General features: G+C 61.2%; 9 protein-coding genes and 2 pseudogenes. 6 read left to right on the top strand and 5 right to left on the bottom strand.

The window, feature by feature from the left end:
• Nucleotides 1-1,675: 1,675 nt before the first annotated feature.
• Nucleotides 1,676-3,040 (top strand): replication initiation protein, encoded by a 1,365-nt coding sequence (locus AB6804_RS13765; protein WP_370886898.1) that lies wholly within the window; start codon nt 1,676-1,678, stop codon nt 3,038-3,040.
• Nucleotides 3,041-3,066: 26 nt separating this feature from the next.
• On the opposite strand, the pseudogene AB6804_RS13760 reads toward AB6804_RS13765, so the two are convergent.
• The 3 genes and pseudogenes from AB6804_RS13760 to parA form a co-directional block, all read right to left on the bottom strand.
• Nucleotides 3,067-3,948, bottom strand: a pseudogene (locus AB6804_RS13760) (ParB/RepB/Spo0J family partition protein); the annotation flags it as partial.
• Between the two features lie 77 nt (nt 3,949-4,025).
• Nucleotides 4,026-4,131 (bottom strand): annotated as a pseudogene (locus AB6804_RS13755) (chromosome partitioning protein ParB); the annotation flags it as partial.
• Nucleotides 4,132-4,158: 27 nt separating this feature from the next.
• Nucleotides 4,159-4,818 (bottom strand): ParA family partition ATPase, encoded by a 660-nt coding sequence (parA, locus tag AB6804_RS13750; RefSeq protein ID WP_035962842.1) that lies wholly within the window; start codon nt 4,816-4,818, stop codon nt 4,159-4,161.
• Between the two features lie 263 nt (nt 4,819-5,081).
• Between parA and AB6804_RS13745 the strand changes: the two genes are divergently transcribed.
• On the top strand, nt 5,082-7,511 hold the full coding sequence (locus AB6804_RS13745) for a GNAT family N-acetyltransferase (RefSeq protein WP_370886897.1): 2,430 nt from the start codon (nt 5,082-5,084) through the stop codon (nt 7,509-7,511).
• Here AB6804_RS13745 and AB6804_RS13740 read toward each other — a convergent pair.
• Together AB6804_RS13740 and AB6804_RS13735 are read right to left on the bottom strand one after the other, a co-directional pair.
• Nucleotides 7,508-8,053: a hypothetical protein gene (locus AB6804_RS13740; RefSeq protein WP_370886896.1), complete on the bottom strand. Its 546-nt coding sequence runs from the start codon at nt 8,051-8,053 to the stop codon at nt 7,508-7,510. The two genes, AB6804_RS13745 and AB6804_RS13740, sit on opposite strands and share 4 nt — an antisense overlap.
• A gap of 101 nt (nt 8,054-8,154) precedes the next feature.
• Entirely contained in the window at nt 8,155-8,955 is an 801-nt protein-coding gene (locus AB6804_RS13735) for an IclR family transcriptional regulator (protein ID WP_370886895.1), read from the bottom strand.
• A 214-nt stretch (nt 8,956-9,169) separates the two neighbouring features.
• Here AB6804_RS13735 and AB6804_RS13730 point away from each other — a divergent pair, with 214 nt between their 5' ends.
• The 4 genes from AB6804_RS13730 to AB6804_RS13715 are packed head-to-tail and all read left to right on the top strand — an operon-like array spanning nt 9,170 to nt 12,764.
• Nucleotides 9,170-10,219 (top strand): aldo/keto reductase, encoded by a 1,050-nt coding sequence (locus tag AB6804_RS13730; RefSeq protein WP_370886894.1) that lies wholly within the window; start codon nt 9,170-9,172, stop codon nt 10,217-10,219.
• Complete coding sequence (locus tag AB6804_RS13725) at nt 10,216-11,064, top strand: amidohydrolase (protein ID WP_370886893.1); 849 nt, start codon at nt 10,216-10,218, stop codon at nt 11,062-11,064. Before AB6804_RS13730 ends, AB6804_RS13725 begins: the two co-directional genes overlap by 4 nt.
• A 51-nt stretch (nt 11,065-11,115) precedes the next feature.
• Nucleotides 11,116-11,859 carry an SDR family oxidoreductase gene (locus AB6804_RS13720; protein ID WP_370886892.1) on the top strand — a complete coding sequence of 248 codons (744 nt, stop codon included), beginning with the start codon at nt 11,116-11,118 and terminating at the stop codon, nt 11,857-11,859.
• A gap of 56 nt (nt 11,860-11,915) precedes the next feature.
• Nucleotides 11,916-12,764 (top strand): ureidoglycolate lyase, encoded by an 849-nt coding sequence (locus AB6804_RS13715; protein ID WP_370886891.1) that lies wholly within the window; start codon nt 11,916-11,918, stop codon nt 12,762-12,764.
• Nucleotides 12,765-12,791 lie beyond the last annotated feature (27 nt).

Below are 12,791 nucleotides of genomic sequence, written 5' to 3'. Positions count from 1 at the left end.
AGAATTACTCGTAAACTGTGCCAATTCGGTAGTTTTAGCGCGAGCTGACATAACAGTTGCAAATCCACCAGAGTTATAGTCGATTTCTGTGAAACGTGTTTAGGTGCCGACGATAAATAGTTGTCCCCAAAGTGTTTTTTCTGTGCGCCGTCGTTTTGGAGATGTTTCACGATCTGCGGACCAGTGTGCTTCGCTGCATGGACATGTTGAGGTTGGTTGGATGCTCTGTGATGGGAAGCTCGCGGGGCTTCTAGAGAGTAGTAAAAGTTAACACCTTTGAACCTTATTAAAAACGTTAACGCTCTACCACAGCCTTACGCAGCAAGGGTTTCAGAGCCATTAGGTGAGATGCTTCGGGATACATGGTGAGGCGTTGCAGGGCGCCGCGGTGACGGCTTTCGGGATCATGCGTGAGGACCATCGGGATAGGTAGTGAGCGGATTCGGGGCGCTAGCGTTTTGGATGAGTGAGGAGATCCGGGACACGCCCGCGCACAGAGCCTTTGCGGGCTTGAGTTGTCATCCCGTGTCTCCGTCCCGGAAGGTGAGCGATTACGGGAAGGTCAGTTTGACCGCAAATTACGCCGAAAAATCGCCGAATTCACTTGATGGTGAGGCTATTCAGGTAAGAATGCCGACCGCCGGTGAGGTTTTTCGGGAAGCGGACCGCCCTCTGCCGTATTTGCCGTGTGCTCAAGCCGCTAAGGTGAGCGTTTGCGGGAGCACTGCCCCAACGTGCCGCGCGTTGAGGAATGGCCGATCTCGTCGAAGCTTGCATTTGGGGCTTCGAAACCCCAAAAGGTGAGCCTTTGCAGGAGCCGATTTAGGAGGCGAGTCGCTGGACAGGGCGGCTGCAGGGGCTTGGTGAGCCTTTTCGGGACCTCGCGCGTTATTGGATGGAGCCTATTCCGGGCTGACGGGCATTAAGGTCTATCACGACAGAAACGCACCGCTGAGGCAGATTGGTCGCTCCATAGGTGAGCTAGTTCGGGACCCGATCGACTCGGTGATCCGTAAGGGTGAGGGTTTTCGGGACGCAACCGACCTAGTGCGACGGCTTGCGATGCATCCTAAGTGGCTGTAAATCAAAGCTTTCTGCCTGCGCTTTACGATAGGTGAGTCTTTTCAGGAGCATATAAGTGAGCTTGTACGGGAACCGCTGGCAGACCCGCTGGGGCGAAAAGGTGAGCGTATGCGGGAGCCGATCGTCAGAGCCATTAGACGTTCAAAGCCCGCGAAGAGGCGACGCGGTGCTAAACGACGCACGACAAGGTGAGCCTTTGCAGGAAAAAGCGCGACTGAGAACGCCTGGTAGCTGTTGGAAGGGCGCTGTTAGCCATAAGTTCGTGTCTTGCAACTGGCGAAAATGGTAGGCCAGAGGCGGCGTCTTCGCTGCACAACAGTGCGAGTTCGACCAAAAAAAAATTTGGGTGAGCCTTTTCGGGAGCAGATGTCCGCCCCAGAACCGGGCGCGTTAACCGTCCAGAACCGTTAACCCGCATGGCTTCTGGTTAGATGCGACAGCCGGCTTTGGTGAGTGGTGAGAGTTTACAGGAGCGCACTGCAGTGAGTTCGAGCCCTTCCACCAGAGTCACCGTCCAATGGTGAACGCGCCCCCGTTTACTCGCTTCACCGCGCCCGGTATGCTCTCTCGCAATATCGTTCCTCTCAGACGCATGGCTACCAAGCGCGCCAAGAAAACCGACGTCGTTAGCCCTAGCTCGGCCGAATTGCGCAAAGCTGTCGAAGCCATCGCAATTCAGCCCAAGAGCGGGAAGATCACGCTGCTTACCCGCAAGCTTTTCAATGTTCTGCTTGCGGTCGCGCAGCAGGCAGATGAGTCGGGCGATACTTATCGCGCGCTACTGTCGGACATTGTCGCCAATTCGGCGTTCGACTCGAACGACACGGCCCTCGTCAAAGAGCACTTGCGCCGGATGGTGTCCGTGCAAGTCGAGTGGAGCACGGGCACGTCGAGCCAGAAGCCGGGGCGCAAGTGGGGCATCTCGACGCTGATCGCCGACGCCGAAATTCTCGAAGATCCGACGACGCGCCGCGTCTGGGTTGAATTCTCGTTCGCGCCGAAGATCAAGAAGAAGCTTCTCGACCCGGTACAGTATGCGCGCCTGAGCCTTCAGTTTCAGAGTCAGCTGCGCAGCAGCGCGGGCCTCGCGTTGTACGAAATCTGCGTGCGTTATCTGACCAACCCAAGCCATCTGACGATGCGCGAAACCTGGGAGTGGTGGAGGCCGATTCTATCCGGGACGCCCGATACGGAAGCCGGCGACGAGGCCAAACGGGAGTACAAGTATTTCAAGCGCGACTATCTGCGTCCCGCGATCGCCGAAGTCAACGCGGTGACCAACATTTTCGTCGAACTGGTGGAGCACCGCGAGGGACGTCGTGTTGCCGAGATCCAGTTCCGGGTGACGGAGCGCAAGCAGCCGATGCTCGCGCTCGACGAGCACCCGAACGTCTTCGATAGCACGCTCGTCGATCGCATGGTGAAAATTGGCATCCCGCTCAAGGAAGCGCAGACGCTGTACGCCGATAGCGAGGAAAACCGGATTCGTGCCGCGCTGCAGATGACCGAGCAGCGTATGCGCAGCACGACGCTGCCGCCGGTGCGCTCTGCCGCCGCCCTCTTCAAGGACGCGCTCAAGAAGGGTTACGCGCCGCCGGTCGAGGCATTGCCGACTGCCGCAAACGGAACGCCGGCGCGTGTTGGCGCAACGGGCGCGTCTGCGGCGGACGATCTGAAGGCTCGCTTGTTGAGCGAGTTCTCGGCCTATCGACGCAAGGAAGCGCGAGCGTTATACGACGAGCAGGGTGAGGAAGAACGGGAACTCGCACGGCAGACCTTCGAGGAAAACGTCCTGCCGGAGTTGGGTTCGCACATGCGCGACGACTGGCGCAAGCGCGGTCTGGATTCGAAGTTAGCGGAGACGTCCTTCTTCGACTGGCTCGCCCGAAAAACGTGGGGCGAGCCTACCGATGGTGATTTGCTGGCTTTCACATTGAGTCAGTCGCGCGCCGCCTAGCGTTGGCAGCACGACCGGCAACGCGCTCAATCGTTGGCTTGCTCCGACTGAAGTATCGTCTCGATCTGATGCAGCAATTCGTCCCGTCGCTCCCGAGATAGTCCGCGCAGCCGCAGTTCGAGCCGGTCTTCGCCGTATGACTTCAAATCGCCGACGGAGACGCCATCGAGTTTGATCTCCAGGCGCTGCGCGTACCGCTGACGACCAGCGGGCTTCGGCGTTTCCTGAGGGCTCGCACGTCCTTTGACGATATCCGCGACCTGACGCGTGCTGAGATCGTCGGAAGTGATCTTGTTGATGAGCCGCAGCGTCGCGTCACTTCCACGCGCCGTGTGATACCGCGATATTTGATACGCCATATTCGAGCCGAATCGATCTGGCCGGGCGACCATCTCCTGCATTACATTTTCGGGCAGCTTGGCGATCGACAAAGCAACTGCGATCGTCGATTCGTCGAGGCCGAGATGGTCCGCTAATTCGCGTTGGCTCTGGAAATGCTGCTCGTCGAGAAAGCGCCGCCAGACGACAGCGTTGTCGAACACGGTCTGCGAATCACGTTGAACGTTAAGGTCGTAACCCAGCTTGTAGCTCTCGATGCCCACCGGCAGGTCGACCACCACAGCCTTGACCGTTTCCTTGTTCGCTTCTTTCAGCGCGCGCACGCGCCGGCCGCCATCGCTGACGAAGAAAGTGCCCGGGTTCTCGTAGTCCGGAATCACGTGAATCGCCTGCTGCTGGCCTTGTTTTGCAAGATTAACGGCCAGCTCGGCAATCGACGCCTTTAGATAGAAATGGCGGGGATTGAAGGGACTAGGTTTGATTGCCTTCAGAGGCAAATCAATGACCTGCCCTGCGGTATAACGATTCGCCCGGCGCCAGGCGCGATACTCATCCGACTCGGCGCCAGCAATTGCGTCCGCCTGGTCTTCCGCGACGAAAGCGCTGGATCGACCGTTCGCGGCGTTTTGGGAAACCTGCTGTATGTCGACGATACCGTCGATCGCATTGAGCCGATCGAGCGCAGTCCGTTTTTCGCTGCTGGTCGTGTCCGGGCGAGCCTTGAAGCCCTTGGCAAATTGCGACGGTTTCATTCAGTGTCCTTTATGCGCATAAAGTCGTCAGAGCATGGCAAGGATTTCATCGGCGCAGCTGCGAATCTCTGCCGCAGCCAGCCGTGCTCCCCGATCGCTCATCTGCAAAACGGTCTGGCCGAGAGCCATCGCCTGCTTGTAGCACTCGCGTGTCGGAATTTGCGTCTTGAGCAACGGGAAACCCAGCTCTTCGAGCGCTACTTTGAGCTCGCGCGTCAGCATGCGCTTCTCTTCGGTCTTGTTCAGCAGGAACACGGCACGCAAGTCTTCATTCATAACCTGCGCCTGCTGCACGAGCTTCACCAGTCCCACACTCGACCAATAATCGGCTGGCGATGACGAAGTCGGAATAACCGCGACACTCGCGGCCAACAGGACGACGCCCGACACCTTTTCTGTAATTGACGGCGGGCAATCGACCACGATGATGTCGTAATCGTTGACGAACTTCTTGATCTCGCGGTGTATTTGCCCGCCCGCTTCGGACAGATTGACAACAGGAAACGGGATGCCGCTGTTGTCATCGGAAGCAGCGCTCGACCAATGGATAAGCGTATTTTGGCCGTCTGCGTCGACCACGAGCACGCGCTTTTTCTTTTCGTGAAAGGCGGCGCCAAGGTGCATCGCGATGGTGCTTTTGCCCACTCCGCCTTTCTGCTGCGTGATCGCTATGATTTCCGCCGCCACAGTTAGCTCCGAAATTGATTGCGTTTCGAATTCTACATTGCGCGCGATTATTTTCCAGTTGTATTAATGAAATGTTGCGGACGTTAGCCATTCGGACAAGGCTTTATGCGCATAAAGTGGCTGGCCTCCTTCGTCGGACCGCGCCACACTTTATGCGCATAAAGCGCTGCCGCGACGCCGCGACGCCGCGACGCCGCGACGACCGACAGACGCGCATTCATCGCCTATGCTTATCGGTGACCTGCAATGTCCAAGAGTCGCCCATGACCGTTCGCAACCTCGACATTCTGCTTGCCCCTAAGTCAATCGCTGTAATCGGTGCGTCGCCGCGCCCCGGGAGCATCGGCGCGATGGTCTGGGAGCGCGCACGATGTGCCGGATACAAGGGCCCCGTCTGGCCGATAAATCCTCGTCATGAGTCGCTGAACGGCGCGCGGGTGTACAAGAATGTTGACGACCTGCCGGACGCGCCGTCTGTCGCCGTCATCTGCACGCGCCCCCAGACGTGGCCGTCACTTGTCGAACAGTTGGGGCGCCGAGGAACGAAGGCCGTCGTCATCGTTGGCGAGGCGCGGCGGCGCACAGGCAGCGATCATCGTGATGAGCCCCCCACTTCTGACGACGCGGCTGAATGGACCGCTCGGACGCTGGCCGCCGCGCGGCCGTTCTTGATTCGAATCGTCGGACCCGCAAGTCTCGGCGTGGTGACGCCATCGATTGGCGCATGTCTCGGTGCTCCCGCGTGCACCGTCAAGCCCGGCGGCGTTGCCTGGGTGTCCGGCTCCAACGCACTGACGAACGGCGTGCTTGGCTGGGCACTCGCACGGGGCCTCGGCTTCTCGCGAATCGTCGCGCTTGGCGATGAAGCCGACGTCGATTCCGGCGACATGCTCGACTTCCTGGCGAGCGACGCATCGACGCGAGCGATCCTGCTTGCAATCGAACACGTCAGCTCAGCGCGCAAGTTCATGTCCGCCGCTCGCGCCGCCGCTCGGAACAAGCCCGTCCTGGTGTTGCGCACGGGTCGCGACGATCCGTTCGATCGGCTCTACGCTGCCGCTTTCCGCCGCGCCGGATTGGTCCGCGTGGAATCTCTCGACGACCTTCTCGATGAGATAGAAACGCTTGGAATCGGCCGTGTCGCGACGAGCGATACAGCCACCGTGCTCACGAGCGACCGCGGCGTTGCCGCCTTGGCGATGGACGCGTTCGCCGCCGCCGGCGATGGTCTTGCGCCGTGGCCCGTCGCTGCACGCGACGCCGTCGCCGCCGCGTTGCCACGCGCGCAGTCAGGAAATCCGCTGCTGCTTGGCGACGACGCGTCCCCTTCCGACTTCGGCGTCGCGCTCCAGGCGCTCGCGCCGCATCGCGAAACCGGGACCGTGTTCGTCGTGCATGCTCCGACGCACAGCGCGCCGGTCGCCGACGTCGCGCGCGTGTTGATCGCCGAGCGACGGCACGCTTATCGTGGTCTGCTTGCGTGCTTCTTCGGTTGTGCGGATGCGGCGACTCGCGACGAACTGCATGCCAACGGCATTCCCGTGCACACGACGCCGCATCGCCTTGCGCGCGGCTTCGCGCGTCTGGTCGATTTCCGGCAAGGACGCGAGTTGCTCATGCAGACTCCGGACGGTCTTCCCGCCGATGTCCCCAAAGACATCGACGACGCGCAGCGCGAAATTCGCACCGCGTTGGACCGCGGCATCACGGAGCTGGATGGCGAGCGAGCCGCCCAGATATGCGCTCGCTTTGGCCTTGTGGTGAAGCCCGGCCCGCCGGACCCGACTTCGGGCGATGCCATTGATATCGACACGCGGCTGATCAATCACCGCGTCTTCGGCCCGGCATTCGAATTCAGGGCTGCGGGCGCGCTCGGGCTTGCTGATTCGCTTCACGAGTTTGCGCTGCCGCCGCTCAATCCGGTGCTCGCCCGCGACCTCGTCACAACATCGCCGCGCGCGCGCGAATTACCCGCCGAGCTTCTGCTCAACGCACTGACCGCGCTATCGCAACTCGTTTGCTACATCGAGGAAATCGTTGCGTTGAAGCTGACGTTCCGCGTGACGCGCGATTCTGTCGTCGTCTACGAACCGAAACTCACACTCGGCGCGCATCGCAAGCCGCTCGCGATCGTGCCGTATCCGCGTTCAATGGAGGAGACGCTCGACTGGCGCGGCATGCGCATCACGGTGCGGCCGATTCGTCCGGAAGACGAAGACGCGCATCGCGCGTTCGTCGCCGCAAACACCCCCGAAGATCTGCGCTTGCGATTCTTCGGCGCCGTGCGCAGCTTCGACCATTCGCAACTCGCACGGATGACACAGATCGATTACGACCGTGAGATGGCGCTCGTCATCACGCGTGCAAAAGAGGATGGCACGTACGAGACGCTGGGCGTGGCGCGCGCAATCGCTGATCCGGACAACGAGACCGCAGAGTTCGCGCTGGCCGCGCGTTCGGACATGAAAGGGCAGGGTTTGGGTTGGCTGTTGCTCTCGCGAATCATCGATTACGAGCGAAAGCGCGGCACCCGATGGATGATCGGCGAAGCGCTACGGGAAAATGCAGGCATGATCGCACTCGCGCGAAAGGCCGGATTCGAGCTCATCAAAACGGAGGATCCCGGCGTCGTCGGTTTCAGGATGCGCCTCTGCGATGCGCCGGAACCTCCATCGCAAACCTCGCGGGACTAGGCCGCGAGTTTGGCGAGCGCGTCGTCGACTTGCGCGCGCGAGAGCGACAGTTCGCTCAATAATGTTTCGGCATACGAACTTCCCGTTTCGCGTTCCAGCCGGGCGATGGTCAGCGCGCAGCGCGCCGCGTCTTTCGGCGTCGCGATGAACGTCTTCACGGACTGTCCCGACGTGAATGCTTCGAAAAGCGGCTCGCGGATCTCATCGGGCAGCGCGCGCGACGTCCACTGATACGGCTTGCCGTTGTACGTCAGTTGCGGCGGGAGGGTGCGCTCCTTTTTCGCAGCGGGAATGAGCCCGTAGGTGCGCGCCGCTTCGCCGATCTGCTCGGGCGAGAAAAGCTCGTCCGGGCCGATGTCGAATTGTGCGATATGCGCTTCGATGGCTTGCATCGCTGCGGCGCGGTCATCGCGCTTCTTCTGTGCGCGCGCGACGATATCGCGGAGTTCGTCCGCTTCATCGGTGGAAATTGTGAAGCTTGCCTGCTTTTGCTGAAGTTCGGAAAAACGCTGGAATTCGGAATCGGAAAGAAGTTTCGCCATGAGTGATGCGTAGTAATGCGTCAGATGAGGTCGGCGGCTCACCAATACGATGGCCGTCTTTTTGAGAGGGCCGCTATTCTAACGCGCGATGCTTTCGCCGCTCAGTCGCGCGTCATCGAAAGCGAGGCGGCGGCGTCCTTCAGCAGCGCAGTGACATCGTCGACGGACGGCGCCACGTACTCGTCGATGCGCCGCATAAAAGGACACGTCAGCGCGGCGATGGCCTGCCCCGACGGCCCGAGCAGCGGAAACGCCACGTCTATGACGCCGAAGGTCTGCTGACTGTCCTTCTTCCAGTAGCCGAGATCGCGGATGCGTCGATGTTCCGCATCGAGCACCGCATCATCGACTGCGAGTTCGCCTTTCACCTTGGTGTGCTCGGCCAGCATGTGCGCGCGCTGTTCGTCCGTCTGGAACGCGAGCATCACGCGGCCCGATCCCGTGTCGATCAGGCCGACGCGAGATCCGAGGCGCACCGAAATGCCCCAGGTGCCCGGCCCGTCCACCTGGGCGATGACGAGCAAATTGCCCCGATCGTAGACGGCGAGATGAACGGACTGCTCGGCGGCATCGGCGAAACGCTGCATCACGGGCAACGCCTCCGCAATCAGCCGGTGCGTCGGCGGATGCCGGTGCGCGAGCGCATATAACTTTAGCCCGAGCGAATAGCGGTCGCCCTCGGGGGAGCGCACGACGTACTGCCGCGCGACGAGCCGCTCCAGCATGCGATACATCTCGCTCGCATTGCGCCCGAGCATCTTCGTGATTTCAGCGCGCGTGAGTCCCGATTTCTGCTCGGACAGCAATTCGAGAATGTCGAGTCCCTTATCGAGCGCGGGCGCGCGATAACGGTCGGCGTCGTTCTCTGCGGATTCCGGAGAAATTGGCGTGCGTCGATTCATGAATGAGGAATGCGCTAGGGGAAATCACCGACAAAGCCGCCCGTCGCTTACCTTGACTTAGCTTTGTGCGAATATGAATAATACGTTCATTGATGAACCGTCACATAGAGGGTTTTTCCATCTTAGTGACGTCGACTTCGCTCGCCAGAATCACTCGCCAGCCGCAGAAAGCGGCTCCGCCGCAGCCACCGTAACCTTTGATCGAGGTTTGCAGATGAGCGCAGCAATGCAGGAGGTCGTCCTACGCCGACGCACGATCGGGCGCACGCCGCTCGAAGTCACGGCGCTATCGCTCGGCACCGCGCCGCTCGGCGGTCTTTACCACGAGTTGACGGAAGAAGAAGCGCGCGCCACCGTCGACGCCGCGTGGCAGGCAGGCATCCGCTTCTTCGACACCGCGCCGCACTATGGGCATACGAAGGCCGAGCATCGGCTAGGCGATGCGTTGCGGAGGTATCCGCGTAGCGACTTCGTGTTGTCGACGAAAGTGGGCCGGCGCTTCGTCCCGCGCACGACGCCGGACGACGGCAGCGAAGGTTGGGCGAATCCGCTGCCTTTTCAGGCGATTTACGACTACACCTACGACGGCATCCTGCGCTCCTTCGAGGACAGCCAGCAGCGCCTCGGCATGATCGACGTCGATATTGTGTTGATTCACGATATCGGCCGATACACGCACGGCGAAAAGAACGCCCATTACTGGCGGCAACTGACGAACGATGGCGGCTTTCGCGCGCTCGATGAGTTGAAGCAATCGCGCGGCGTGAAAGCGGTCGGGCTGGGCGTCAACGAAAGCGCGGCAGTCATGGAAGCGATGGCCGAATACGACATCGACTGTGCGCTGCTCGCCGGTCGCTACACGCTGCTCGAACAGAATCCCCTCGACGATCTGTTGCCTGAATGCGAGAAGCGCGGCGTGAGCATTCTGCTGGGCGGCGCATTCAACTCGGGCATTCTCGCGCGAGGTCTCGACAGTCACGCGCATGGCGATCTCAAGTTCAACTATGGCGACGCGCCGAAGGAAGTCATCGAGCGCGTCGGCAAACTCGAACGCGTGTGTCGGGAACATGGCGTCGCGCTATCGAGCGCCGCGCTCCAGTTTCCTTATGCGCATAAAGTCGTGGCTACCGTGCTGATGGGCGCGCGCAATGCGGGTGAAGTGCAACAGAACGCTGCATCGTTCGGGACGCCGATTCCGTCTGCGCTCTGGGAGGCGTTGCGCTCGGAGGGCCTGCTTCACGAGAACGCGCCGGTGCCGCAATGAACATAGACGAAAGAATCGACGCGCATCAGCACTACTGGGACCCGGCGCGCGGCGATTATGGCTGGCTCTCGCCCGATCTCGAGCCTCTTTACCGCGTGTTCGGCCCGAATGATCTTGCCCCGTTGCGTCACGCGACCGGCATCGCGCGCACCGTCGTCGTTCAGGCTGCGCCGACCGTCGATGAAACGCGCTATCTGCTGAAGCTTGCGCAGGACGACGATTCCATCGCGGGTGTCGTCGGTTGGGTCCCGCTCGATTCCGTCGACGCCGTCGATCTCATCGCAGAGTTTTCGCGCGACTCGAAGTTCAAAGGCGTGCGCCCGATGTTGCAGGACTTGCCCGACGACACCTGGATCGCCCACGCCCCGCGCCCCGAGGCAATCGAGCGTCTGATCGAACGCGATCTGGCCTTAGATGCACTGATCTTCGCGCGGCATGTCCCGTCGCTGACCGAGTTCGCGCGTCGTTATCCGAAGCTGCGAATCGTCATCGATCACGGTGCGAAGCCGCCCATCCGCGATGGCGTCGATGCAGCGTGGCAACCGTGGGCCGACGGCATCGTGCAGCTCGCTGCGTTGCCGCAGAAACCCTTGTGCAAGCTTTCAGGCCTCGCCACCGAAGCATCAAAAGGCTGGACCGACGCGACGCTTCAACCCTATGTTGCGCATCTCATCGCGCATTTCGCCCCTGAACGGCTGATGTGGGGCAGCGATTGGCCGGTACTGAATCTCAACGGCGGCTACACTGACTGGCACGCCGCCGCGACGCGTCTCACCGCGCATTTGGATAAAGCCGGACAGCAGGCGATCTTCGGCGCGAACGCCCGTGCGTTCTACCGCCTTTGACGTCCTCCTATACCGGGCATGTCTCAAAAACAACTTCGACTGGAGCAGTGGATGGTACAAAGACTGGCAGGCAAGACCGCGCTGATCACGGCGGCGGGGCAGGGCATCGGGCTTGCGACGGCGAAGGCGTTCGCGGCGCAAGGCGCGCGCGTGATCGCGACGGACATCCGCGTCGAAGCGCTCGACGGCAAGCCGTTCGAAGTGCGCAAGCTAGATGTGCGCGATGCCCAGGCCATCGACGCTCTCGCGAAGGAACTCGGCCCGATCGACGTGCTGTTCAACTGCGCGGGCTACGTGCACGCCGGCTCGATTCTCGAAGCGAGCGAAGCGGACTGGGACTTTGCATTCGACATCAACGCGAAGGCGATGTACCGGACCATCCGCGCGTTCCTGCCGGCGATGCTGGAGAAGGGTGGCGGCTCGATCATCAACATGTCGTCGGCGGCGTCGAGCGTAAAGGGCGTCGCGAACCGCTTCGTTTATGGTGCGTCGAAGGCGGCGGTGATCGGACTCACGAAGTCGGTCGCGGCGGATTTCGTCACGCGTGGTGTCCGCTGCAATGCGATCTGTCCGGGCACGGTCGAATCGCCGTCGCTGAAAGAGCGCATTGCAGAGCAGGCGCAAGCGCAGGGCGCGAGCGTCGATCAGGTGCAGGCCGCGTTCGTCGCGCGTCAGCCGATGGGGCGCGTCGGCCGCGCTGAGGAAATCGCGGCGCTCGCGCTGTATCTCGGCTCCGATGAGTCGTCGTTCACGACGGGTCAGATTCACATCATCGATGGCGGCTGGTCCAATTAACGGACTCGCCGCGCATCGCTTTTCAACTTGCTGCAGAAATACGAGGATCAAACCAGATGAAGCTGCTTCGTTACGGCCCGAAGGGTCAGGAAAAGCCGGGTCTTCTCGACGCGGATGGGCAAATTCGTGACCTGTCGGCAGTCGTGGACGATATCGCCGGCGCGACGCTGACCGAAGCAGGCCTCGCGAAAGTGCGCGCCGCCGATCCGGCATCGCTGCCGGTGGTCGAGGGCAATCCGCGCATCGGGCCGTGCGTCGCCCGCGTGGGCAAGTTCGTGTGCATCGGCCTGAACTATGCGGATCACGCTGCCGAATCGAACCTGCCGGTGCCGACCGAGCCGGTCATCTTCGGCAAGTGGACGAGCGCGATTTGCGGCCCGAACGACGACGTCGAGATTCCGCGCAATTCGAAGAAAACCGACTGGGAAGTCGAGCTGGGCGTGGTGATCGGCCGCGAAGCGAAGTACGTCGATGAAGCCAACGCGCTCGATTACGTCGCGGGCTATTGCGTCATCAACGATGTCTCCGAGCGCGAGTGGCAGCTCGAGCACGGCACGCAGTGGGACAAGGGCAAGGGCTTCGACACGTTCGGACCGATCGGTCCGTGGCTCGTCACGAAGGACGAAATCGCCGATCCGCAGAAGCTCGATCTGTGGCTCGAAGTGGACGGCCATCGCTACCAGAACGGCAACACGAAGACGATGGTCTTCACCGTCGCGCAACTGGTTGCTTACCTGTCCAAAGTGATGAGCCTGCAGCCGGGCGACATCATTTCGACCGGCACGCCGCCGGGCGTCGGCATGGGCGTGAAGCCGAACGCGGTCTATTTGAACGCGGGCCAGACGATGCGCCTTGGCATTCAGGGCCTGGGCGAGCAGCAGCAGAAGACCGTCGCCGCGCAATAAGCGCAGACGAACGAAAAGCCTCGCCGC

It is taken from the genome of Caballeronia sp. RCC_10 (genome assembly GCF_041360715.1).
In the GTDB taxonomy this organism is placed as follows: domain Bacteria; phylum Pseudomonadota; class Gammaproteobacteria; order Burkholderiales; family Burkholderiaceae; genus Caballeronia; species Caballeronia grimmiae.
Note: the sequence above shows the minus strand (reverse complement) of the source record. Positions and strands in the feature narration are given on the sequence as shown.